Annotated in this window: 21 protein-coding genes; 6 read left to right on the forward strand and 15 right to left on the reverse strand. The window is 70.2% G+C overall.

What is annotated here, in order from left to right; translation table 11 throughout:
* Positions 1 to 15 precede the first annotated feature (15 nt).
* The 5 genes from B7P44_RS24375 to pdxR form a co-directional block, all read right to left on the reverse strand.
* Positions 16 to 1,107: a porin gene (locus tag B7P44_RS24375; RefSeq protein WP_084908524.1), complete on the reverse strand. Its 1,092-nt coding sequence runs from the start codon at positions 1,105 to 1,107 to the stop codon at positions 16 to 18.
* Positions 1,108 to 1,208: 101 nt separating this feature from the next.
* Positions 1,209 to 2,276: an ABC transporter ATP-binding protein gene (locus B7P44_RS24380; RefSeq protein WP_084908525.1), complete on the reverse strand. Its 1,068-nt coding sequence runs from the start codon at positions 2,274 to 2,276 to the stop codon at positions 1,209 to 1,211.
* Positions 2,269 to 4,035 (reverse strand): ABC transporter permease, encoded by a 1,767-nt coding sequence (locus B7P44_RS24385; RefSeq protein WP_084910005.1) that lies wholly within the window; start codon positions 4,033 to 4,035, stop codon positions 2,269 to 2,271. Before B7P44_RS24385 ends, B7P44_RS24380 begins: the two co-directional genes overlap by 8 nt.
* A gap of 95 nt (positions 4,036 to 4,130) precedes the next feature.
* Positions 4,131 to 5,219: an ABC transporter substrate-binding protein gene (locus tag B7P44_RS24390; RefSeq protein ID WP_084910006.1), complete on the reverse strand. Its 1,089-nt coding sequence runs from the start codon at positions 5,217 to 5,219 to the stop codon at positions 4,131 to 4,133.
* Positions 5,220 to 5,322: 103 nt separating this feature from the next.
* A complete protein-coding gene (pdxR, locus tag B7P44_RS24395; protein ID WP_084908526.1) occupies positions 5,323 to 6,822 on the reverse strand; it encodes a MocR-like pyridoxine biosynthesis transcription factor PdxR in 1,500 nt (499 codons plus the stop codon).
* 104 nt (positions 6,823 to 6,926) lie between these two features.
* Between pdxR and B7P44_RS24400 the strand changes: the two genes are divergently transcribed.
* The 3 genes from B7P44_RS24400 to B7P44_RS24410 all read left to right on the forward strand — a co-directional run bounded on the left by B7P44_RS24400 (position 6,927) and on the right by B7P44_RS24410 (position 10,293).
* Positions 6,927 to 8,135, forward strand: coding sequence for a multidrug effflux MFS transporter (locus B7P44_RS24400; RefSeq protein ID WP_084908527.1), 1,209 nt, complete (start codon positions 6,927 to 6,929; stop codon positions 8,133 to 8,135).
* Between the two features lie 86 nt (positions 8,136 to 8,221).
* Entirely contained in the window at positions 8,222 to 8,893 is a 672-nt protein-coding gene (locus B7P44_RS24405; RefSeq protein WP_084908528.1) for a response regulator, read from the forward strand.
* The gene (locus B7P44_RS24410; protein ID WP_084908529.1) at positions 8,890 to 10,293 is read left to right on the forward strand and encodes a sensor histidine kinase; all 1,404 of its coding nucleotides are present in this window, start codon (positions 8,890 to 8,892) and stop codon (positions 10,291 to 10,293) included. The genes B7P44_RS24405 and B7P44_RS24410 overlap by 4 nt, the downstream gene beginning before the upstream one ends.
* Before the next feature lie 48 nt (positions 10,294 to 10,341).
* On the opposite strand, the gene B7P44_RS24415 is transcribed toward B7P44_RS24410, so the two are convergent.
* The 9 genes from B7P44_RS24415 to B7P44_RS24455 all read right to left on the reverse strand — a co-directional run bounded on the left by B7P44_RS24415 (position 10,342) and on the right by B7P44_RS24455 (position 19,027).
* Positions 10,342 to 10,899: a sugar O-acetyltransferase gene (locus B7P44_RS24415; RefSeq protein WP_084908530.1), complete on the reverse strand. Its 558-nt coding sequence runs from the start codon at positions 10,897 to 10,899 to the stop codon at positions 10,342 to 10,344.
* A 62-nt stretch (positions 10,900 to 10,961) separates the two neighbouring features.
* Positions 10,962 to 11,828, reverse strand: coding sequence for an MOSC domain-containing protein (locus B7P44_RS24420; protein ID WP_084908531.1), 867 nt, complete (start codon positions 11,826 to 11,828; stop codon positions 10,962 to 10,964).
* 79 nt (positions 11,829 to 11,907) lie between these two features.
* A complete protein-coding gene (locus tag B7P44_RS24425) occupies positions 11,908 to 12,864 on the reverse strand; it encodes an ABC transporter substrate-binding protein (protein WP_084908532.1) in 957 nt (318 codons plus the stop codon).
* 34 nt (positions 12,865 to 12,898) lie between these two features.
* The gene (locus B7P44_RS24430; RefSeq protein ID WP_084908533.1) at positions 12,899 to 14,080 is read right to left on the reverse strand and encodes a c-type cytochrome; all 1,182 of its coding nucleotides are present in this window, start codon (positions 14,078 to 14,080) and stop codon (positions 12,899 to 12,901) included.
* Between the two features lie 35 nt (positions 14,081 to 14,115).
* Entirely contained in the window at positions 14,116 to 14,925 is an 810-nt protein-coding gene (locus B7P44_RS24435) for an ABC transporter ATP-binding protein (protein ID WP_084908534.1), read from the reverse strand.
* The gene (locus B7P44_RS24440; RefSeq protein ID WP_084908535.1) at positions 14,919 to 16,001 is read right to left on the reverse strand and encodes an ABC transporter permease; all 1,083 of its coding nucleotides are present in this window, start codon (positions 15,999 to 16,001) and stop codon (positions 14,919 to 14,921) included. Before B7P44_RS24440 ends, B7P44_RS24435 begins: the two co-directional genes overlap by 7 nt.
* Before the next feature lie 4 nt (positions 16,002 to 16,005).
* Entirely contained in the window at positions 16,006 to 17,046 is a 1,041-nt protein-coding gene (locus B7P44_RS24445) for an ABC transporter substrate-binding protein (protein ID WP_084908536.1), read from the reverse strand.
* 37 nt (positions 17,047 to 17,083) lie between these two features.
* A complete protein-coding gene (locus B7P44_RS24450) occupies positions 17,084 to 17,923 on the reverse strand; it encodes a class II aldolase/adducin family protein (protein ID WP_084908537.1) in 840 nt (279 codons plus the stop codon).
* Between the two features lie 18 nt (positions 17,924 to 17,941).
* Positions 17,942 to 19,027, reverse strand: coding sequence for an LLM class flavin-dependent oxidoreductase (locus tag B7P44_RS24455; RefSeq protein WP_084908538.1), 1,086 nt, complete (start codon positions 19,025 to 19,027; stop codon positions 17,942 to 17,944).
* 193 nt (positions 19,028 to 19,220) lie between these two features.
* On the opposite strand from B7P44_RS24455, the gene B7P44_RS24460 reads away from it, so the two are divergent.
* Entirely contained in the window at positions 19,221 to 20,516 is a 1,296-nt protein-coding gene (locus B7P44_RS24460) for an acyl-CoA dehydrogenase family protein (protein ID WP_084910007.1), read from the forward strand.
* 40 nt (positions 20,517 to 20,556) lie between these two features.
* On the opposite strand, the gene B7P44_RS24465 is transcribed toward B7P44_RS24460, so the two are convergent.
* The gene (locus B7P44_RS24465; protein WP_084908539.1) at positions 20,557 to 21,474 is read right to left on the reverse strand and encodes a LysR family transcriptional regulator; all 918 of its coding nucleotides are present in this window, start codon (positions 21,472 to 21,474) and stop codon (positions 20,557 to 20,559) included.
* Between the two features lie 62 nt (positions 21,475 to 21,536).
* Between B7P44_RS24465 and B7P44_RS24470 the strand changes: the two genes are divergently transcribed.
* Together B7P44_RS24470 and B7P44_RS24475 are read left to right on the forward strand one after the other, a co-directional pair.
* The gene (locus B7P44_RS24470; RefSeq protein WP_084910008.1) at positions 21,537 to 22,103 is read left to right on the forward strand and encodes a cysteine dioxygenase family protein; all 567 of its coding nucleotides are present in this window, start codon (positions 21,537 to 21,539) and stop codon (positions 22,101 to 22,103) included.
* A 54-nt stretch (positions 22,104 to 22,157) separates the two neighbouring features.
* A complete protein-coding gene (locus B7P44_RS24475; RefSeq protein WP_084908540.1) occupies positions 22,158 to 23,780 on the forward strand; it encodes a rhodanese-related sulfurtransferase in 1,623 nt (540 codons plus the stop codon).
* The last annotated feature ends 17 nt before the right edge of the window (positions 23,781 to 23,797 follow it).

Here is a 23,797-nt window from a genome sequence, read left to right on the forward strand (position 1 = left end):
TCGCTAGACGGTTACTCAGAACCGCTGCTGAATCCCCACGGTCGCCCCGACCTGCGTATCGCTGTATCCCGCGAAATCGCGCGACACGCCGACCTTCTGCCCGTGCTGCGCGATCGCGAAGCCGCCGGACGCGTACAGCACCGTGCGCTTCGACAGCGCGTAATTGGCGCGCACCGAGACCAGCGTCGGATCGGCATCGGTGCCGCCCTTGATGTTCTGGTGATACACGGCCGCGATCAGCGAGAACGCCGGCGTGAACTGGTACGAGCCGCCGACCCAATACATGTCGCTCAACTGGTTCGCCGCCGTCGTGCGGAACGTGCGCCGGTAATTGCGGTAGCCGGCCATCGTCTTCAGGTTGCCGAAGTCGTAGCTCAAGCCCGCGTGGATGCCCTGGATGTAGTTCACGGGATCGGCCGGCGTGACGCTGTCGGCCGCGCCGTTCTGCCGGTCGAACGTGACGACTGCGGCGAACGGCCCCTTCTCGTAGCCGAGCGCGAAGTCGTACTTCGAGCTGGTCTTCACGCTGCCGGCCACGTTGCCGAACCCGTACATCGCGCCGAACTTGAAGCCCGCGTATTCGCCGTCGTAGCGCACCGCGTTCGACGAGCGCGTGAACAGGCCGTCCTTGCGGCCGCCGGTCGCCGTCGACGAGGTCGCCCACGAGTAGTTCTGCGCGTAGCCCATCGGGTCGAACGGCAGCATGTAGTCGTAGGTGACGGTGAAGTTGCGGCCCAGCGTAAGCTCGCCCCATTTGCCTTTCAGGCCGACGGTCGCACGGCGCGCGAAGATCGAATCCGGGCCGTCGTCGAATGCGCCGTTCGCGAGGTCGATCCCGCTTTCCAGGCGGAACACGGCCTTCAGCCCGCCGCCGAGGTCCTCGACGCCGCGCAGGCCCCAGCGCGACGTGTTCTTGTTGCCGGATTTCAGCTTGAACGCGTTGCCGCCTTCGCGCGCTGCGTGGTTCGTGTATTCGATGCCGGCATCCATGATCCCGTAGATCGTGACCGACGACTGCGCGTAGGCGGCGGGCACGGCGACGCAGGCCGCGGCGGCCGAGCCGGTAAGGACTACTGTGCGAAGGGAATATGCTGCGCAAGACTTCATTGACGGTGTCTCCTTGGTTTTTGTGGGTGAGGGAAATCGTGGCGCACTCGGCGCCTCGGCGGATGCCGGGCCACATCCGCCGAGGTGCGCCGCCGCGCAGGTCAGCCGGCCTTCGCGAACGCCCAGCAGTCGTTGGTCGGGAATTCGAGCCAGTGCTTGCCGGCCGAATGCGGCACGTGGCCGAACGCGCGCAGCCGCAGGTCGCCGCAATGGAACAGGTATTCCCAGCGGTCGCCGAGATACATCGACGTGACGAGGTCGGCCTGCAGCCGGTTCGCGCCGGGGCCGTCGGCGACCTGCACGCGTTCGAGGCGGATCACCGCCTGCGCGTCCTGGCCGGGCGTAAACGTATCGCGGGCCAGTGCGCGCAACTGCCAGCCGTCGCCGGCGAGCGTCACGCATTGGCCGTCGACCGCCGCGACGCGCGCGTCGATCCGGTTGTTGCTGCCCATGAATTCGGCCGTGTACAGCGAGCGCGGCGCGCCGTACAGCTCGGCCGGTGTGCCTTCCTGCTCGATGCGGCCGTTGCGCAGCAGCAGGATGCGATCGGACATCGCCATCGCCTCGGTCTGGTCGTGCGTCACGCAGAGCGCCGACAGCCCGAGCGACACGATCAGCTCGCGCAGCCATGCGCGCGCTTCCTCGCGCAGCTTCGCGTCGAGGTTCGACAGCGGCTCGTCGAGCAGGATCACCGGCGGGTTGTAGACGAGCGCGCGCGCGATCGCGACGCGCTGCTGCTGGCCGCCGGAAAGCTGGTGCGGATAGCGTTCGGCGAGGTGCCCGAGGCCGAGCTGGTCGAGCGCGCTTTGCACGCGGCGCTTCTGCTCGGCAGGCGCTACGCGGCGCAGCTTCAGCCCGTAGCCGACGTTGTCGGCGACGGTGCGGTGCGGCCACAGCGCGTACGACTGGAACACGAGCCCGAGCGAGCGCTGCTCGACCGGCAGGTCGACCTGCCGCGCGCCGTCGAAGAACACCCGGTCGTCGAGCTGGATGCGCCCGCCCGACGGCTGTTCGAGGCCCGCGACCGCGCGCAGCAGCGTGGTCTTGCCGCTGCCCGACGCGCCCAGCAGGCACACGACCTCGCCGGCCTTCAGTTCGAACGACACGCCCTTGAGGATCGGGTTCGCGCCGTAGCTCAGATGCAGATCGTCGACGATGAGCTTATCCATGAAGTTTCACTCCGAAGCGCAGGGCCACGCCGAGACCGGCGCCGACCATCGCGATGTTGATGACAGAGAGCGCGGCGACCTGGTCGACGGCGCCGGTCGCCCACAGCGACACGAGCAGCGCGCCGATCACTTCGGTGCCGGGCGACAGCAGGTAGACGGCGGTCGAGTATTCGCGCTCGAAGATCATGAAGATCAGGAGCCACGCGGCGAGCAGGCCGAAGCGCACGAGCGGCAGCGTTACGTCGAGCGACACGCGGCCGCGCGTCGCGCCGACGCTGCGCCCGGCTTCCTCGAGCTCCGGCCCGACCTGCAGCAGCGCGCTCTGGATCAGGCGCATCCCGTACGCGAGCCACACGACCGTGTACGCGATCCAGATGCTCCACATCGAGTTCTTCAGTTCGCGCAGGCCCGGCACGAACAGGAAGATCCACAGGAACGCGAGACCGGCGAGCAGGCCCGGCACCGCGCGCGGCAGCAGCACGAGGTAGTCGAGCAGCTTCGTCGCCCAGTCGTGGCGGCGGTGGCCGGCGAACGCGACGAGCGAGTAGAAGCCGATCGCGACGGCGCCGCCGATCACGCCGATGCCGAGCGTGTTGACGATCGCGCGCACGAGGTTGTCCTGCTCGAACAGCTCGACGAAGTTCGCGAGCGTCAGCACCTCGGCGAGCGCGACGCCTTCGCCCCAGTTGGTCACGAACGCGCGCAGCACGATGCCGGAGATCGGCACGATCACGGTCAGCGCGAGCCACGCGGCGACGATCGCGAGCGCGACCCAGCGCCACACGCCGAGCGGCAGCACGGTCGTGCGGCCGGCCTTGCCCTTCACGGTGACGAAGCGGTTCGCGGTCTTCAGCAGCCGGCGCTGCAGCAGCACGAGCGGGAACGTGATCGCGACGATGCACACCGCGACCGCGGCCATCAGGTGATACGACGGCACGCCGAGCTTGTTGGTCAGCTTGTACAGGTAGGTCGCGAGCACGAGGTGACCTTCCGGGTCGCCGAGCACGAGCGGCAGCCCGAACACCTCGAAGCCGAGGAAGAACACCAGCACGCCGGCGAACAGCAGCGCGGGCATCGTCATCGGCAGGCTCACGTCGAGCGCTACGCGGAACGGCCGCGCACCCGTCACGCGCGCCGCTTCCTCGACGTCGGAGCCGAGGTTGCGCAGCGCGGCCGACGAATACAGGTACACGTGCGGCACGTGCGTGAGGCCGACGATCAGCGTGATCGCGAAGATCGAGTAGACGTTCCAGGGCACGGACTCGGCGCCGAACAATTCCTTGAACCACACCGAGTAGAAGCCGACCGGGCCGACCGCGACCACGTAGCCGAACGCGAGCACCATCGGCGACACGAACACCGGCGTGAGCAGCAGCGGCTCGAGCCAGCGGCGGCCGGGCAGGTCGGTGCGCACCATCAGGAACGCGAGGATGCCGCCGAGCGGGATCGAGATGAACAGCATCCCGCCGGCGATGATGAACGAGTTCTTCACGGCCGACCAGAAGTCGGGATCGCTGAAGATGAAGCGGAAGCCGTCGACGCCGAGCGTGCGGTTCGCGTCGAAGAACGGCGCGGACAACAGGCTCTGGAACAGGATGAAGCCGAGCGGCAGCGCGACCGCGACGGTCAGCACCGCGATGACGATCCAGCGCAGCATGCCGGCGAGCGGCTGCAGGCTGCTGGCGCGCAGCGCGGGAATCGCGCCGCCGCCGGTCTGCGATACGGCCGGCGGAGTGCCGGAGGTGCTGGTTGAAAGCATGAGTTCGCCCCTGCGGCCCGCGGGCCGCATCAAGAGAGTCGTCGGGAAGGGGGAGGCGGCGTCGCCCGCGATGCGGGCGACGCGTTATGCGGCGATCAGCGCTTGATCGACTGTTGCCACTGCTTGAGGAACGCGAGGCGCTTCGACTGGTCGAGGTAGACGAGCAGGCCGGTGCCGATCTGGATCGGCTTCAGCGAATCGCCGAGCTCCTTCGTGAGGCTCGCGGCCGACGTCTCGCCGTTCACGTCCGCGCGGATCGCATACAGGTTCGCCTGGTTCGCGATCAGCGTCTGGCCGCGCTGCGACAGCAGGTAGTCGACCCACAGCTTCGCGGCGTTCGGGCTCTTCGCCTTCTTCGAGATCGTCGCGAGGCGGCTCACGACCTGCGTGTAGTCCTTCGGGAAGACGTAGCCGATCGACTTGTCCTTCTTCGCCTTCGCGTACGCATACGAGCCGATGATGTTGTAGCCGACCAGGTTCTCGCCGGACGAGATCCGCTCCATCATCGCGCCGGTGCTCGACTGCAGCTTCGGGCCGGTCGCGCCCATCGCCTTCACGAGCTCCCACGTGACCTTCTCGTTGACGTGCGCGTCCTGCGTCAGGTAGTTGAAGCCGACGCCGGACTTCTCGATGTCGTAGGTCGTGACCTTGCCCTTGAACTTGTCGGGCTGCGCGGCGAGCAGCTTGATCAGGTCCGCGCGGGTCTTCGGCACTTCAGCGTCGGGAATCAGCCGCTTGTTGTAGACGATCGCGAGCGGCTCGAACGTCGTGCCGTACGCCTGCTTCTGGTATTGCGCCCATTGCGGCACGTGGGTGCTTTCGGGCGACTCGTACGACGCCATCAGGCCGTCGTTGACGAGCTTGACCTGCAGGTCCATCGCCGAGCTCCACAGCACGTCGGCGCTGGTGCTGTTCGCCGCGTTCTCGCTGATGTAGCGGTTGTACAGCTCGGTGCTGTTCATGTCGTTGTATTCGACCTTGATCCCGTACAGGCTTTCGAAGTCCTTGATCAGCGGGCGCACGAGGCCCGTGTCGGTCGTCGAATAGACGATCAGCCTGCCTTCCTTCTTCGCGGCGTCGACGACGCCCTGGTAGCTGCCCGGATATCCGGCCGGAACCTGCGCCCAGGCGGCGCCGGCGACGATCGACAGGATGGCGGCGAGGTGCTTCGGTGCGAACGGCATGTCTTCCTCCAATTGCGCGTCTGTGTTGTTCGAGTGACGCGGATGGTAATTGCAGCGCACTTTCAGCCCGCTTTCATTTCTGTTCACAATGACGCGGTTTGTGTCATGGATTTCCCGAAGTCGGCTGCGCGAGCAGCTTGCCGAGGAGCCGGCCGCCATGCCGCGCGTGCACGGCCGTCAAGGCCGAATAGCCGACGATCACGCCCGCCGCGCGTTCGGCGCTGCGGCAAAAGCCGCGGATCGGCTGCAGCGACACGCCGGCCGCCTGGGCCCGCGCGACGTAAGCCGCATCGTCCATGCCGGGCGGCAGCCACAGCACGAAATGAAAGCCCGCATGCTCGCCCGATACGATGTACTGCCCGTGGCCGTGCTTCGCCAGCTGTTCGAGCACGAGGTCGCGCCGATGGCGGTACGCATGACGGCTCGCGCGCAGGTGCTTCGCGAAATCGCCGCTTTCGATGAAGCGCGCCAGCGCGAGCTGCGGCGCCACGCTCACGGCGCGCCCGGTCACACGCCACACGGCCGACAGCGCCGGCCGCAGTTCCGCCGGCACGACCATGAAGCCGATGCGCAGCCCGGAGAACAGCGTCTTGTTGAACGAGCCGCAGTAGATCACGCGATCGCACGCGTCGAGCGACTTCAGCGCGGGAAGCGGCGCGGCCTGGTAACCGAACTCGCCGTCGTAGTCGTCCTCGATGATCCACGCGCGATTGCGCTGCGCCCAGTCGAGCAGCTCGAGCCGGCGGGACACCGACATCGTGACGCCGAGCGGCGCCTGGTGCGCGGGCGTCACGTAAGCGGCGCGCGCATCGGGATGCCGGTCCAGCATGCCCGTCTCGATCCCTTCGCGGTCGACCGGGACGTCGACCACGGTCGCGCCCGCCATCGTGAAGATCTGCCAGGCCGACGCGTAGCCCGGGTCTTCCATCAGCACCGTGCTGCGCGGGGCGAGCACGGTGCGCGCAACGAGATCGATCGAATGCCGGATGCCGGTCGTGATGAAGATGTCGTCGGCTCCGCAAGCGATGCCGCGGTATTCGCGCAGGTAGCCGGCGATTTCGGCGCGCAGGCGCTCGACGCCTTGCGACGGCGTCGAACAGAGGTCGCTCGCCGTGGCGGCCAGCAGGCTCGCCCCGAGCGTCTTCTTCCATTGCTGCATCGGCAGCAAGTCGGGATCGGCGAGCCGCGCGATGAACGGCACGCCCGGGCGCACCGCATGTTCCGGCGCGGCCGTGTCGGTCGCTGCGTCCGGCTCCGGGGCCGCGCCGGCGGGGCGGGGGCCGCTCTCACGCGATTGCGCGGACGCGCGCAGATAGCTGTCCGGCACCACCGCGCACACCCGCGACCCGGACCCTTGCGTTCGCGCGATGTAGCCCTCGGCGCACAACCGGTCGTAGGCCGCTTCGACCGTGCCTCGCGCCACGCCCCAGCGCGCGGCGAGGGTCCGGCTGGACGGCAGCGGACTGTCGCCGGGCAGCAGGCGTTTGAGGATCGCGTCGCGCAGCGCGTCGGCAATGCATTCCTGCTTCGACTGCGGGCTTTCCGTCGACAGCCCGGGCGGGCACGGCAGATCGAGCGGAATCGCGGCTTTGCCTCGCGTCATAGTGGTCCAGTCAGGGTTCGATTTAATGGTCCTTCAGCTTATATCACTTTCCCCCTAGATTTCTGCCGGTGACATGCCGACATTGCTGGAGATGAATTCGCCGTATGAAGACCCGGTCGTTGCCCCAGTGGGGCTGGTTGTTCCTGTTGATGCTCGTCGTCTGCCTGCCGCGCGTGACGATCGACGCCTACCTGCCGTCGCTGCCCGCGATGGCCGACGCGCTGCACGGCACCGACGCCCAGCTGCAGCTCACGCTCACCCTGTACATGGTCGGCTACGCGCTGTCGATGCTGGTGTCGGGGCCGTTGTCCGATCGGTACGGCCGCCGTCCCGTCCTGCTCGGCGGCCTGAGCCTCTACGTGGCCGCGAGCGTCGCCTGCGCGTTGTCGACGAGCGTCCCGGCGATCGTCTGCGCACGCATCTTCCAGGCGCTGGGCGGCTGCACCGGCACGGTGATCGGGCGCGTGATCGTGCGTGAGCGCTTTCCGGCCGCGATGCAGGCCACGATGCTCAGCCGCATCTCGGCGGGCATGGCGCTGTCGCCGGTGATCGCGCCGCTGGCCGGCAGTGTGGTCGCCGAATGGCTCGGCTGGCGCGGCGTGTTCGCGTGGCTCGCGGCCGGCGGGCTCGCCGCGACGGCGATGGTGCTGCGTTATCTGCCCGAGACCCGCGAAAGCGACCCGCGGCCGGCGCCGGGCCCGGGGCTGCTGCGGACCTACGCCGGGCTGCTTCGCGAGCGCCGTTTCCTGCGCTACGCGCTGGCGATCAGTTTCGTCTACTGCACCTACTTTCCGTTCATCGCCGAATCGTCGACGCTGTTCCAGCGGCAAATGGGGGTGTCCGGCCCGGTCTATGCGGCGATCTTCGGCCTGACCGTGCTCGGGTACCTGATCGGATCGAGCGTGTTCAGGCGGACCAGCGGCCGGTGGAAAGCCGATTCCGTGATCGCGGCTGCGGCCTGCGTCAACCTGGCCGGGGCCGTCCTGCTGTGGGCCGGCGGCGCCGTCGCGCCCGCGTGCGCCGCGGCCGTCGTCGTACCGATGTTCTTCGTGATGGTTGCCGTCGGGATCGCGATTCCGGCCTGCCAGTTCGCGGTGATGCAGCCTTACACGACGATCGCCGGCACGGCTTCCGGGCTGTTCTTCTTCATCCAGATGGCGATCGCCGCCGGGTGCGGCGGCGTGCTGGCCGGGTGGTCGGACGGCACCGCCCGCCCGATGATCGCGATGACCGTCTGCGCGAGCGTCGCGTTCCTGGGCGTGGTCGTCGGTCTTCGCGAGCGCGACGCCGGCACGTTGAAGGCGGCGGGCTGACGCGCGATACCGGTGTTTCCGAGAGGCGTCACGGCGGAAAGGATCATGTAATGTAGCGGCCTGACGTTTGCCTGACAGGAATACCCATGCGTGTGCTGCTCGTCGAAGACAACCCGATCCTGGCGCAGTCGCTGTCCGACGCGCTGGCCGCCGCGCGCTTCGCGGTCGATCACATGGCGGACGGGGAGGCGGCGGACCACGTGCTGCGCACGCAGGATTACGCGCTGGTGATCCTCGACCTGGGGCTGCCGAAGCTCGACGGGCTCGAAGTGCTGCGGCGGCTGCGCACGCGGCGCAATCCGGTGCCGGTGCTGATCCTCACCGCGCACGGGTCGGTCGAGGACCGCGTGAAGGGGCTCGATCTCGGCGCCGACGACTATCTCGCGAAACCGTTCGAGCTGACCGAGCTGGAGGCGCGCGCCCGCGCGCTGATCCGGCGCAGCCTCGGGCACGAGCATTCGAAAGTCGAATGCGGGCCGCTCGCGTTCGACAGCGTCGACCGCAGCTTCCGCCTGGCCGGCGACGCGCTGTCGCTTACGCCGCGCGAGCGCTCGGTGCTCGAGGTGCTGATCCTGCGCAACGGCCGCGCGATCAACAAGGAAACGCTGTCGGAGAAGATCTTCGGGCTCGACGAGTCGGTCAATGCGGACGCGATCGAGATCTACGTGTACCGGCTGAGAAAGAAGCTCGAGAACAGCGGCGTCGCGATCGTCACGCTGCGCGGGCTCGGCTACCTGCTCGAGGCGAAGGCCGAATGACGCGGCCGAACCTGCGCATGCAGGTCGCGCTGTGGCTGCTGCTGCCGTTGCTCGGCCTGCTCGCGCTCGATTCGTGGCTCACCTACCAGCGCGCGATGAGTGCCGCGCACGTCGCGTTCGACCGCACGCTGTCGTCGTCGCTGAAGTCGATCCGCGAAGGCGTGCGGCTCAACCAGGGCGAGATCGAGGTCGACCTGCCGTATCTCGCGCTCGAGATGCTCGAATCGAGCGACGGCGGCAAGATCTTCTACCTGATCCGCGAGGACAGCGGCCGCGCGGTGACGGGCTACCCCGATCTGCCGCTGCCGCAGGGGCGCGACGCGGGCGACGGCGCGCTGTTCGTCACGCGCTACTACGACGCCGTCTATCGCGGCGAGCGGCTGCGGATGGCGGCGCTGCGGCTGCCGGTGCACGACGTGCCGAGCGCGCAGTCGCGCATCGTGTGGGTGATGGTCGGCGAGACGATCGAGGCGCGCCAGGCGCTCGCGCGCGAGATCCTGATGGGCTCGCTGCTGCAGGAAGGGCTGCTCGTCGTGCTCGCGCTCGGCATCGTGTGGCTCGGCGTCGGGCGCGGGCTGCGGCCGCTGAACCGGCTGTCGGCGACGGTCGCCGCGCGCGCCGAGGACGATCCGACGCCGCTCGACAACGGCGGGATGCCGAGCGAGCTCGCGCCGCTGGTCGACTCGATCAACCAGTACATCGGCCGCACGCAGCGGATGCAGGTCGCGCGGCGGCGCTTCTTCGCGGACGCCGCGCATCAGCTGAAGACGCCGCTCGCGGCCGTGCAGGCGGGCGTCGAGCTGGCGCTGCGGCCCGCCGAGCAGCCGCGCGTGAACGTCCACCTGCGGCGCGTGAACGGTGCGGTGCGGCAGGCGGCGAAGATCGTCCAGCAGTTGCTGTCGCTGTCGCGGCTCGATTCGGACAGCGGGCACGCGGTCGCGCACCAGCCGGTCGCGCTGCACCGGCTCGCGCGCAGCGTGACGCTCGACTGGTCGCCGGTGGCCCGCGCGCGCGACATCGATCTCGGCTTCGAGCACGAGGCCGACGTCGACGTGCTGGGGCAGTCCGATCTGCTCGGCGAGATGGTCGGCAACCTGATCGACAACGCGATCCGCTACGCGGGAGACCGCGCGGTGATTACGGTGCGCGTGTCGCGCGACGGCGAGCACGCGCGGCTCGACGTGATCGACAACGGGCCGGGGATTCCCGCGGACGAACGCGACGCGGTGTTCGAACGCTTCCATCGCGGCAGCAAGACGCAGACCGTCGAAGGCACGGGGCTCGGGCTGTCGATCGTGAGAGAGATCGCGCGGGTTCATCAGGGCAGCGCGGGGCTGGGCGATGCGGCGGGGGGCGGGTTGGTCGTGACGGTGAGGCTGCCGGTGGTGAGCCTTCCTTAGAAGTCCGTTCGACAGCCCCTTGGATGCGGAGCGCTTTTTCAACCGCCCTTAGTCAGCAATCGAACGAATGATCGTCGCCGGATTTCCACCGACAAGCGTATTCGGAGGAACGTCCCTGGTGACGACGGAACCCGCCCCGACAACCGAGTTTTCGCCTACCGTCACGCCGCCGATGATCGTTGCGCCCGCTCCGATCCAGACGTTTCTTTCGATCCTGATGGGCTTTGCGACGACGAAGGCGCGTCGCCGGGAAGGTTCGATGGGGTGGCCGCTCGTGATGATGCTCACGTTCGGCCCAATCATCACATCGTCGCCAATGTCGAGCCCGCCAAGGTCATAAAAAGTGCAGTTCTGGTTGATGAAGACATTGTGACCGACGCTGATATCCGTCCCGCCGGTCGTATAGAACGGTGGAATCAATAAGAAGCCGTCGTCGACCTGCTTGCCGATGAGATCGCTGAACAAGGTCCGGACTTCGTCCGCATCGTTGAACGTCAAGCGGTTGAGATTGGCGGTGATCGTCATCGCTCGTTTGATGCTTGCCAGCATCTCGGCCGATTCCGGCGTCCTCCTCGCAATGACCCTGGTGCGATCATCATTCGCCATTCGCTATCTTCCTCCGTGCGCGTTTGACCCGGCCCTCGGTATCGACGATCAGGGAAGCGCTGTCAGTCGCCGAACCCGATTTCCGCCTCGACCGCCTGCCCGATTTCGAGAAAACTCCCCGCGCCGCGCACGACGATCGCGTTGTTGCCGAACGTCAGCGCGCCGTCGAAATTCGGGTTCGCGCGGTAAGTCTGCATCGTGTCGGTCGGCTCGTGCGGCCAGGCGGGATCGGGCGCGCCGGTGCGCTGGTCGATCGTCGGCACCGGGCAGCGCGTGCACAGCTTGACGAGGCGCAGCCGCACCGGCGTATCGCCGTCGGCGTCGAGGTGCTCGATGTAATCCTCTTCAAATGCGTCGATGCCCGACACGACGAGGTTCGGACGGAATCGGTCCATCGGAATCGCCGGCGCGCCCTTCGCGACGAGGCGCGCGTTCAGGTCGTCGAGCGACGCCTGGCCGATCACGAGCAGCGGGTAGCCGTCGGCGAATTGCGTGGAGGCATCGAGCTCGCCGGTCCATTTGCGGCTGCACGCGCGCCGCGCATCGGGCGCGAAGCGCGCGAGCTTCGCCGGCATGCCGAGGAATGCGCTGAACCAGGCGGCGGTGGCCGCGCCGGTGTCGATCGCGTCGACGGTGTCGCGCCAGACGGTCGCCGTCATCTTCGGCGCCTGCGCGGACGCTTCGCCGTCGAGCGGCGTGCGCAGCTCGGGCATGCCGGGCGCGTTCAGCACCAGCGCGTCGCCGTCGAATGCGGGCTGCACGAGCGCGAGGCGCGGATGCGTGCGCTGCGTGATCATCTCGCCGGCCGGGTCGGTCACCATCCAGTGACGGTCGTATGCGAGCCCGGTCTCGAGCAGCAGCGCGCGGCGCAGCGCGACGCCGCCGCAGGATTTGATCGGGTAGACGAAAAGTTCGCTGACGGCTGGCATGGTGCTGGCTTCGACTGACGCGGAAAGTCAAAGCGCGATTGTGCCAGAACGTGCTGAAACCATTTGTGCCGCTTTGTCGTCAGGCCGGCAGCGGAAAGCCGCGATCGAACGTCGGACGCACGTCGAGCGGCTGGCGCAGCAGGCCTGCCTTCAGGTAGAAGTCGGCCGTGCGCTGCTGCTCGGCGATCACCGCCGCGTCGATCGGCTGCCAGCGCGTGCGGCGTCGCTCGAACTGCAGCTTCGCGGCCGGCTGCGGGATGCCGATGATGCGCGCGAGCGTCGCCGAGAACGCATCGGCGTGCCGGTACGACCAGGCCTGCGCGCGCACGACGCGCTGCAGGAAATCGCGCAGCACGTCGCGTTTCGCGGCGATCGCGGCGTCGGTCGCCGCGACGTAGCTGAGCCCCGACCACAGGCCGCGTCCGTCGACGAGCACGCGCGCGCGGCCGCTCGTTTCCGCGAGCGCCGTGTAGGGCTCCCACGTCGCCCACGCGTCGATCGAGCCGCTCGCGAGCGCGAGCATCGTGTCGGCGGGCGGCAGGAAACGGAACGACACGTCGTGCGGCGCGAGCCCCGCCGCGTCGAGCGCCTTCAGCGTGACGAAATGGCCGATCGAGCCGCGCGTCGTGCCGACGCGCTTGCCTTTCAGGTTGGCGGCGGACTTCAGCGGCGCGTCGGGCCGCACGAGGACGGCGGTGCCGTACGGATCGGAGCGGCTCGCGCCGATCACCTTGATCCGCGCGCCCGATGCGAGCGCGAAGATCACCGGCGCGTCGCCGATCGGCCCGCAATCCACCGCGCCCGCGTTCAACGCTTCGGCGAGCGGCGCGGCGGCCGGGAATTCGGTCCACGCGACGTCGTACGCGAGTTCGTTCAGTTCGCCGGCCGCTTCGAGCAGCGCGCGCAATCCGCCTTTCTGGTCGCCGGCGCGCAGCAGCGGACGGGCGCCGGCTTGCGCGCGCAGGGTGAGCGGGGCGGCGGCCAGCGTCGCGCAGGCGGCGGCGCGGGTCAGGAAATGGCGTCGGGTCGGGTTCATCGTGAAGCTCGGTCGGTCAGGAAGGGAGCGGTCGTCAATGCGGCAAGCCGGCCTGCACGTCGCGCACCGGATCGGCGTCGAGCCGCAACAGCAACGTGGTCAGCGGATCGCGGCCCGCGGCCGGCGCGGCGGAACGCGCGGGATCGGACGCGCCGCACAGCAGGTCGGCATCCGACCAGCCGGCGCTGCCGGGCTTCGCCCGAGCGCGCAGCCAGCCGCGGCGGTCGGCGAGGAATTGCGTGCCGCCGAGCGCGTCGGGCGGCGTCCCCGCGAGCGTCGCGAAAGCCCGCCACGCGCCGGGCGTCGCGGCGACGCAATTCGCCCGCCCGGCGACGGCCGGGACGGCAGCCGGCTCCAGCGCGACCACGAGCGTCTGCCAGCGCGCATCCTCGGCCGGCGGCAGCGCGCCGCGTGCGAGCGCGACGACCCGCACGCGCTGGCCTTCGCGCCAGCGTTCGAGCGGCAGCGTCGCGGGCTGCCCGCCGCAGCGCACGTCGAGCGCCGGCAGCGCGACGGGTACGGGCCACGCGCCGTCCGCCCGTGCGCCGCTGCCCGCGGCGAGCGCCTTCAGGTAGTCGAGCACGGCCCACGTGTCGCGCGGGCCGAGCGTCGCGCCGAAGCCGGGCATCGACTCGGCGCCGTGCGCATCGCGCATCCCGTGTCGCATGCGCCAGACCAGCTCGCCGTCGAGGCGGCGCGCCAGCAGCGTGCCGGCGAACGTCGGCGGCCAGTGCGCGAGCGACGCGGCGAGCGGACCCTCGCCGCGGCCGTCGGCGCCGTGGCACGCCGCGCAATGACGGTCGTACAGCCGCGCGCCGTGCATCACGCTCGCCACCGAGAACGGCGCCGGATTGCGCTGAAAACTGGTCGGCGCGGCCGGCGCGAGCCACAGCGCGGCGGGCGGCCAAGGCGCGCACCAGGCGGCGAGCAGCGCCGCGCCCAGCGCAACGATGCGATGCCGGCGCGACGCGAGCGCGATGAATGCGAGCACTGCCGCGAGCGTCGTCAGTCCGAACGCGATCGCGAGCTGCCGCGTCAGGCCCGCATCGATGCGCAACGTCTCGATCGCGATCCGCTGCGGCCACGGCCACGCGGCTTGGCCATCGGCATCGCCGGTCAGGCCGGCGACGTGCAGCAGCCGCGCGAGCGTCCATTGCAAGCGATACAGCGCCTGCAGGAACGCGAGCGACCATTCGGCGAACGGTGGCGCGCTCATCGGCGGCGCGGCCGGGGCAATGCGACGCCGCGCATCTACCAGCTCGCATCGAGACCGAGATGGCGCAGCGCGTCGTGCCGCAGCGCGGCGAGGCGCGGGTCGCCGCGATGGCGCGGATACGGCAGGTCGACGCGCAGTTCCGCGACGATCCGCGCGGGCCGTGGGCCGAACACGATCACGCGCTGCGCGAGGAACAGCGCTTCCTCGACGTCGTGCGTGACGAGCAGCGCGGAGAAGCGCTCGCGCTGCCACAGTGCGGTCAGCTCGGCCTGCATCGTCAGCCGCGTCAGCGAATCGAGCTTGCCGAGCGGCTCGTCGAGGATCAGCAGGCGCGGATCGTTGACGAGCGCGCGGGCGAGCGCGACGCGCTGCGCCATCCCGCCCGACAGCTGATGCGGGAACACGTTCGCGAAGTCCTGCAGCCCGACGCGCGCGAGCGCATCGTCGACGCGATGCTGCGCGGTGCGCTGCACGCCGCGCGCCTCGAGGCCGAGCGCGACGTTCGCGCGCACGCGGCGCCACGGATAGAGCGTCGGGTCCTGGAACACGACGATGCGCGACGGGTCGGGCCGCGCGATCGGCACGCCGTCCTGCGCGATCGTGCCGTGCCGCGCGGCGTCGAGGCCCGCGACGAGCCGCAGCAGCGTCGATTTCCCGCAGCCGCTCGGGCCGAGCAGCGCGACGAATTCGCCGGCGGCGACCGACAGCGTGACGTCGTCGAGCACCGGCAGCGCGCCGCCCTCGGTGCCGAACGCGTGGCTCACGCGGCGCACGTCGATGCGCGCGCCGCGCGGCGCCTCGGCGGCCGGCGTGGAGACAGGGGAGTCGAGCGCGGCGCTTACCATTTGACGGTTCCTTTCTGCCAGGCGAGCGTGCGCTCGCGCACCGCGAACAGCAGCGCGATCAGGCCGGAGAACAGCAGCGCCATCACGAGCAGCGCCGCGTACATGTTCACGTACGACGCCCAGCCCTGCGCCCAGCTCAAGTACCAGCCGAGCCCGGACTTGACGCCCATCATCTCGGCGACGACGAGCACCGAGAACGACGCGCTCAGGCCCATGAAGATGCCGACGAACACGTGCGGCAACGCGGCGGGAATCGCGACGCGCAGCACGAGGAAGCGCGCGTTCGCGCCGAGCGTGCGGGCGACGTCGTAGTACTGCCTGTCGACGCTCGCGACGCCGGACCAGGTCAGCACCGCGACCGGGAAGCCGGTCGACAGCGCGATCAGGAACGTCGCGGCCGAATAGCTCGACGGAAAGAAGTAGAAGGTGAGCGGCAGCAGCGCGGTGGCCGGCACCGGCCCGAGCACGCGCAGCAGCGGATGCACCCAGTAGCCGACCCGGCGCGACCAGCCGATCGACACGCCGAGCGCGAACCCGGCCGCGACGCCGTATGCGAACCCGATGCCGAGCAGCTTCAGCGTGTTCCCGGCGCTGCCTAAGAGACGCGGCCAGTCGTCGACATAGACCTCGATCAGCGCCTGCGGCGGCGCGAAGAACGGCGTCGGCAGCCAGCCGGTCTTCGCGGTGGCGATTTCCCACGCGGCCAGCACGAGCGGCGCCGCGACGAGCCACGGGCCGGCCGGCTGCACGCGCGCGAGCAGCGCGCGCAGCGCGGACGCGCGCGGGCCGAGCGTCGCGAGCGCGAGCAGCAGCGCGGCGATCGTCCACGCGGCCATGCCGAAGGTGTCGGTGTACGCCCAGTCGCTGAAGCCGACGATGCGGTTCGGCCACAGCCGCGTCACCGCGCCGAGCGCGCTCCAGACGAGTGCCGCGACGATGCCGGTTGGCCAGACGCGCGCGCGGCGGGCGCCGGCCGCCAGTGTGGCTTCGCACGTAGTGCAGGCGATGCGGGATACCGGCGCGCCGGACGCGGCCGGCGTGGCGCACACCGTGGAAACATGTTCGAGCGTCGACATCGCGTCACCCCAGCACGTTCGCATAGACCTGCTGCGCGAAGCGCTGCGGGTCGGTGCCTTTCTTGATCACGCCGATCCGGCGGAAGTCGTCTGCGTAGAACGCGATTTCCTGCTGCAGGTCGACGCTGGTCGGGTGGTGCGTGTACGTGAGCGTCGCATACAGCTTGCGCAGGTCTTCCGGATCGATCTTCGGCGAATACTTCGCGAACACCTTCGCGGCCTCGTTCGGGTTGTCGTGCGTGAACTCGGTGGCCTGCACGATCGACCGCGCGAGCGCGGCGGCGGCCGGGCGGTCGTTGCGCACGAGCTCGCCGCGCGCGCCGATCACGCAGCACACCTTGCGCGCGTATTCGCCGGACAGGTTCGTCGCGAGCTCCGCGTACTTGCCGGCGCTGCGCTTTTCGAGCAGATACAGGTTCGGGTCGCCGTCGGCGATCGCGTGGATCTCGCCCTTGTCGGCCGCGACGCCGAGCAGGTCGGCCGGATATTGCCGCCACGTGATGTCGCGCTCCGGATCGATGCCGTTCTTCGCGAGCAGGATCGAGAAGAAATGCTTGCCGGGCGCGGCGAGATCGCTGACGCCGACCGTCTTGCCCTTCAGCGCCTGCAGCGTCGTGACGCCGGCCGCCTTCGCGCCGATCAGCCGCACGCAGCCGCCGTGCGAACTGCCGACGATCTTCACGTCGAAGCCCGATTCGAGCGGCTTGAGCCAGCGATGGATCATCCCGACCGCCGCATCGGCCTTGCCGGTCGCGATCGCTTCGAGCAGTTGGTCGGTCGAGCCGCTGTAGTTGATCAGGTCGACCTTCAGGCCGTTCTTCTCGAAGAAGCCGCGCTCCTGCGCAACGACGATCGGCGTCAGGCAGAACGCGTTCTGGTTCCATGCGAACGTCAGCTTCTTCAGCGGCGTCGCGGACCACACGCGGCGGCCGAGCGTGAGCGCGGGCGCGGCGAGCGCGGCTGCACCCGCGGCGCGCAGCAGGCGGCGGCGCTTGTTGTCATGCGCATCATGCGTCTCGGGCGCGGGGGCGGCGGGATGTGTCATCGTCAGGTCTCCGGTCGTGCGGGGTGTTGCGTGACGCTCAGTCGAGCAGGTCGGGTTCGTCGGCGACGATGCGCGCGTACAGGCTGTCGAACGCATGCAGCGCGCCGTCGGGGCCGCCGATCTGGCCGTGCGTATGGCGGGCGGTGTCGGCATCGATCGGCTGCGGCGTGCCCGCCGCTTCGGCGAGCAACTGCGTGTGCGCGGCGTTGTCGAGCGCGATGTACCACCATGCGGCAGCCTCGACGCTCGGGCCGGCGGTGAGGATGCCGTGGTTCTTCAGGATCGCGCCCTTGTGCGTGCCGCCGCCGGGCTTCGCGAGCGCCTGCGCGATCCGCGCGCCTTCGCGCGTGTCCACCACCATCCCGGTGAAATCGTCGAACAGCGCGTGATCCTCGTGGAACACGCACGCGTCCTGCGTCAGCGGATCGAGCAGGCGGCCGAGCGTCGACCACGCCTTGCCGTAGGTCGAATGCGTGTGCGCGGCGGCGACGATGTGCGGATGCGCTTCGTGGATCGCCGCGTGGATCGCGAACGCAGCCTTGTTCAGCGGCCGCTCGCCGATCGCGGTTTCGCCGCGCGCGTTGACGAGCAGCAGGTCGGACACCCTGATTTGCGAGAAATGCACGCCGAGCGGATTCCCCCAGAAGTGATCGGGCAGCTCCGGGTCGCGCGCGGTGATGTGGCCGGCGAGGCCCGACGCGAAGCCGTGGCGCGCGAACACGCGGAACGCGGCCGCGAGGCGTTCCTGCCGGTGGCGGCGTTCGGCCGCGACGTTGGCGCGCGGCGCGGGCGGATCGAACCAGAAATGCTGGCGCGGCGTTGCGGCCAGCGCGAGGCCGGATGCGGTGCGCTCGGGCGAGGGCGGGACGGCGGACATGGCGGTCGTCTCCCGTCGTCAGGCGGCGCGGCGCGCGGCATCGCGCGCGGCGACGGCCGCGCGCATGCGCGGAATCAGTTCGCGGCCGTAGTCGATCGCGTCGTCGAGCGGATCGAAGCCGCGGATCAGGAACGTCGTCACGCCGAGGTCGTAGTAGTCGAGCAGCGCGTCGGCGACCTGCTCGGGCGTGCCGACGAGCGCCGTCGAATTCGAGCGCGCGCCGGTCAGCTTCGCGATCTCGGTCCACAGCCGCTTGTCGACGCGCGAGCCGCGCTCGGCGGTGGCCAGCAGGCGGCGCGCGCCTTCGCTCTGCAGCGGGCCGCCCGCGCCGAGGCCGGCCGCTTCGCGCAGGCGGCGCGTTTCGTCGAGGATCCGGTGCGCGCGCGCCCACGCGTCGTCCTCGGTCGCCGCGAGGATCGGACGGAACGACACCGAGAAGCGCACCTGCCGGCCGTGCTTCGCCGCTTCGGCGCGCACGCGCGTCGTCAGGTCGCGCACCTGGTCGAGCGATTCGCCCCACAGCGCGTAGACGTCCGCGTGCTTGCCCGCGACCGCGAACGCCGCGCCCGACGCGCCGCCGAAATAGATCGGCACGTGCGGCTTCTGGTAAGGCCGCACGTCGGAATAGCCGTGGCGGAAGCGGTAATGCGCGCCTGCGTGATCGAACGGCTGCTCGTCGGTCCAGATCCGGCGCAGGATGCCGAGGTACTCGTCGGTGCGCGCGTAGCGGGCGTCGTGGTCGAGGAAATCGCCGTCGCGCTGCTGCTCGGCATCGGAGCCGCCCGAGATGATGTGCACCGCGAGCCGGCCGCGGCTGAACTGGTCGAGCGTCGCGATCTGGCGCGCGGCGAGCGTCGGCGCGGTGAAGCCCGGGCGATGCGCGAGCATGAAATGGATCCGCTCGGTCGCGGCGGCCGCGTACGCGATCGTCAGCGTTGCCGACGGGCCGGTCGAGTGGTGCGGCACGAGGATGCGGTCGAAGCCGGCCGTCTCGTGTGCGCGGGCGAAGTCGCGCACGTAGTCGGGATCGACCGCGTTGCCGGTCGGCGGGTGGATCTCCGACTGCTTCTGGCTCTGGATCATGCCGATGAATTCGACGCTCATCTGGGTCTCCGGTGCAAGGGCTCCGGCAGCGGGCCGGACTGGAGCGCAGATTACTGCCGGGATCATGCGCAACGGAAATAATCAATCCCGAATTGAATATCAGATTTGCATGGTTTGAGCGGCCGGGCGACGCGCCTACGCTTGGCGTTCGCGCTTCGCTTGCGCCTTTTCCTTTCCGATGGAATCCGTTTCGATGCCTGCCCGCCTTGCCGTTTCCCCGCCGCCGTCACAGCCGCAGCCGTTGCAGCACCTGCCCGCCGCCGACGCGCGCGTCGCCGCGCTGCTCGACCGGCTCGCGCCCGAACTCGCGGCCGACGCCGCGCGCAACGACGTGCTCGGCCGCTTTCCGCACGAGAACTTCGCGCGACTGCAGCGCGCGGGGCTGATCGCGCAGGTCGTGCCGCGCGACTACGGCGGCGCGGGCGCGACGCTCGCGCAGGCGAGCCGGATCGTCGCGGCGGTTGCGCGGGCCGATCCGGCGACCGCGCTGGTGCTGACGATGACGTACCTGCAGCATCGCGCGCTCGGCCGTGCCGACAGCCGCTGGCCCGAGCCGCTGCGGCGCGCGGTGTTCGACAGCGCGGTGGCCGACGGGGCGCTGATCAACGCGTTGCGGGTCGAGCCCGCGCTCGGCTCACCGACGCGCGGCGGCCTGCCCGAGACGGTCGCGCGCCGCGACGGCGACGGCTGGCGGCTGTCCGGCCGCAAGCTGTACAGCACCGGCATCCCCGCGTTGCGCTGGCTCGCCGTGTGGGCGCGCACCGACGAGCCCGAGCCGCGCGTCGGCGTGTTTCTGGTGCCGCGCGATCCGGTGCGCGGCGACCCGGGCATCCGCGTGATCGAGAGCTGGGATCATCTGGGGCTGCGCGCGTCGGGCAGCCACGAGGTCGTGTTCGACGACGTGCGGCTGCCGGCCGGTCACGCGGTGGACGTGCGCACGCCCGACGCATGGGCGGCGAGCCACGTGGACCTCGACGCGCAGGCCGACCAGCAGGCGTGGATGGTCGCGCTGCTCGGCAGCCTGTACGACGCGGTCGCGCGCGCGGCGCGCGACTGGCTGACCGGATTCGTCGCGACGCGCTCGCCGAGCGGGCTCGGCGCGCCGCTCGCGACACTGCCGCGCGTGCAGGAAGCGATCGGCGAGATCGAGGGCTGGCTGCATGCGAACCGCGTGCTGCTCGACGACGCGATCGCGTGCGCCGACGCCGGCGCACCGCTCGCGCTGACGACGAGCGGGCTCGTCAAGCGGACCGTCACCGAGCACGCGATCCGCGTGGTCGAGCAGGCGCTGAAACTGTCGGGCAATCACGGGCTGAGTCGCAGCAATCCGCTCGAACGTCACTATCGCGACGTGCTGTGCAGCCGCGTGCATACGCCGCAGGACGATGCGATCGCGGTGGCGGCGGGGCGCGCGGTGCTCGATGCGGTGCGAGGGGCGGAGGGCGGCGCGGAACGGGAAGCGCACGCGCGGCAGCGCGACGGCGCGTAAGCCGCGCATGGCAAGCGTCGCCGGCGGGCCGGGCGAGTGCCTATGCAGCCTTGTCGTTCGCGTGCGCGGGCAGGTCGAAGGCCGCACGCGCCTGCTCGGCCACCGCCGCGAGCGGCGCGGCGAGACGGGCCGCGTCGTGCCGCCGGAGCAGCCACAGGTCGATCTGCGGCTTGAAGTCGGCGAGCGGCACGACGTCGAGCGCGTCGCGCAGCGGGCTCTGCTCGACGAGCGGCAACGGCATCAGGCCGAGGCCGACGCCGTTCGCGACGCTTTGCAGTTGAAGATCGCGGCCATACGTATCGAGCGTGACCTGCAGCGGCAAACCCTGCGCGTCGAGCGCGCGCCGCAGCCCCGCGCGGAAGCCGCAGCCGTCCGGGTTCAGCACCCAGCCGCGCGCGTGGCAGTCGGCGAGCCGGTAGCTGCGGCGCGGCCAGTCGCCGCGGCGGCCGACCGCGACGAGCCGCGTGGCCAGCAGCCGGTCGCCTGCGACCTGCGGCGGCAGCACCATCTCGCGCGCGAGGAACACGAGCGCCGCGTCGAGTTCGCGCTGGGTGACGCGCTCGACGAGCGTGCCGCCCCACGCGGTCGTGACCTGCGGCGCGAGCGCGGGCCAGCGTGCGCCGAGCGTGGCGAGCAGGCCGGGCAGCATCAGCTCGCCGAGGCCCTGCGTGAGGCCGAGACGGAAGGCGCCGGCGGGCGGCCGTTGCCCGGCGGTCAGCTCGCGCAGCGCATCGACCTCGCGCAGGATCGCGCGGCATTGCTCGAACACCTGCCGGCCGATGTCGGTCGGCCGCGGCGGTTTCGTGTTGCGGTCGAGCAGCACCACGCCGAGCGCTTCCTCGAGATTCTGTACGCGCCGGGTGATCGCGGGCTGCGTCATCCCCAGCTCGGCGGCCGCCTGGCTGAGGGTCTGGCAGCGGACGACCGCTGCAAAAGCGTCGATATCGCTAATTTTCATGTTTGTTCTGCATGGTCATTCAGGTGCATCATGACGATCCATCATATTCGAAGAGGCTGCCGATGAACACGCTTGCGTTGCAGCAGACACCGTTGCGCCCGTTCGTCGATGGACTGGACGTGCTGCTCGCGTCCGGCGCGAACGAGGCGCGCATCCTGGACGAGGGCGGCGCGCTGCTGGGCGCGCTCGTCGAGCACGACGACTGGCTGCCCGACGCGTTCGCGCAGCCCGACCCCGAGCGCTACCGCCAGTACCTGCTGTATCTCGATCCGGACGAGCGCTTCTCGATCGTCAGTTTCGTGTGGGGGCCGGGCCAGACCACGCCGATCCACAACCATACGGTGTGGGGGCTGATCGGGATGCTGCGCGGCGGCGAGTTCTCGCAGCCGTACCGGCTCGACGCGCAGGGGCGGCCGGCCCCGTCCGGCGACCCGGTCCGGCTCGCGCCGGGGCAGGTCGAGGCCGTGTCGCCGCGCATCGGCGACATCCATCGCGTGAGCAATGCGTTTGCCGACCGCGTGTCGATCAGCATCCACGTGTACGGCGCGAACATCGGCAAGGTCGAGCGCGCCGTCTATCTCGAGGACGGCACCGTGAAGCCGTTCATTTCCGGCTATTCGAATGCGTGACGCAACGCGTGGCCAGGACTCCATTCACTTCTTTCACCGACTTCATCAGACAACGTGACGCAACCCGCAGATTCCCCCCAACGCTTCGCCGCCGCGTCGTACCAGGACGTGCGCGCCCGCCTGCTCGCCGGCGACGAGATCGCGCTGATCGACGTGCGCGAGGAAGACCCGTATGCGCAGGGCCACCCGCTGTGGGCGGCCAATTTCCCGCTGTCGAAGCTCGAACTGGACGCGTGGACGCGGATTCCGCGCCGCGACACGCCGATCGTCGTGTACGGCGACGCGGCCGGCGAGGATCTCGCGCCGCACGCGGCCGCGCGGCTCGCGCAGCTCGGCTACAGCGACGTGCTGCTGCTCGAGGGCGGCCTCGCGGGCTGGCACGCCGCGGGCGGCGAGCTGTTCGTCGACGTCAACGTGCCGAGCAAGTCGTTCGGCAAATGGGGCGAGGCCGAACGGCATACGCCGTCGCTGTCCGCCCAGGAGGTGCAGGCGCTGATCGATGCGCGCGCGGACGTCGTGATCGTCGATGCGCGCCGTTTCGACGAATACCGGACGATGAACATCCCGACCTCGACCAGCGTGCCGGGCGCGGAACTCGTGCTGCGCGTGCGCGCGCTCGCGCCGGACCCGGCGACGCAGGTGATCGTCAATTGCGCGGGCCGCACGCGCAGCATCATCGGTACGCAGTCGCTGATCAACGCAGGGCTGCCGAACCCGGTCGCGGCGCTGTGCAACGGCACGATCGGCTGGACGCTCGCGGGCCAGGCGCTTGAACACGGTGCCGCGCGGCGTTTCCCGGATGACATCGATTCAACGCTGCGCGCCGACGCGCGCGGCGCCGCCCGCAAGGTCGCCGAACGGGCGGGCGTGCCGCGCATCGCGCTCGCGGACGTGGCCGCGCTCACGGAGCCGGGCCGCACGCTGTACCGCTTCGACGTGCGCACGCCGGAAGAGTACGAGGCCGGTCACCTGCCGGGCTTCCTGAGCGCGCCGGGCGGCCAGCTCGTGCAGGAGACCGATCATCACGCGCCGGTGCGCGGCGCGCGGATCGTGCTCGCGGACGACGACGGCGTGCGCGCGGACATGACCGCGTCGTGGCTCGCGCAGATGGGCTGGGACGTGCGGGTCGTCGAGGCCGGCGCGCAGGCGTTCGGCGAGACCGGCCAGCCGCCGCGCGACGTGCCGGCGGCGCCCGGCGTCGCGGAAGTGTCGCCCGCGACGCTGGCGGGCTGGCTGCGCGAAGCGGCGCCCGACGAGATCGCGATCGTCGACGTCACGGCCAGCGCCAACTATGTGAAGCGCCATGTCCCGGGCGCGTGGTTCGCGGTGCGCGCGCAGCTGCGCGACGCGCTCGCGGCGATTCCGGCCGCGCGGCGCTACGTGTTCACGTGCGGATCGAGCCTGCTCGCGCGCTTCGCGGCGGCCGACGCGCGCGCGCTGCTGCCGGCGTCGGCGGAGATCGCGGTGCTGGCCGGCGGCACCGCGGCGTGGATCGATGCGGGCCTGCCGGTCGAAGCCGGCGACACGCGGCTCGCGTCGCCGCGCATCGATCGCTACCGGCGTCCGTACGAAGGCACCGACAACGCGGCCGCCGCGATGCAGGCGTATCTCGACTGGGAATTCGGGCTCGTCGATCAGTTGAAGCGCGACGGCACGCACCACTTTCGGGTGATCTGACGCGCGCCCGACCGCGG

Origin of the sequence: Burkholderia ubonensis subsp. mesacidophila (assembly GCF_002097715.1) — a bacterium.
Taxonomy (GTDB): Bacteria; Pseudomonadota; Gammaproteobacteria; order Burkholderiales; family Burkholderiaceae; genus Burkholderia; species Burkholderia mesacidophila.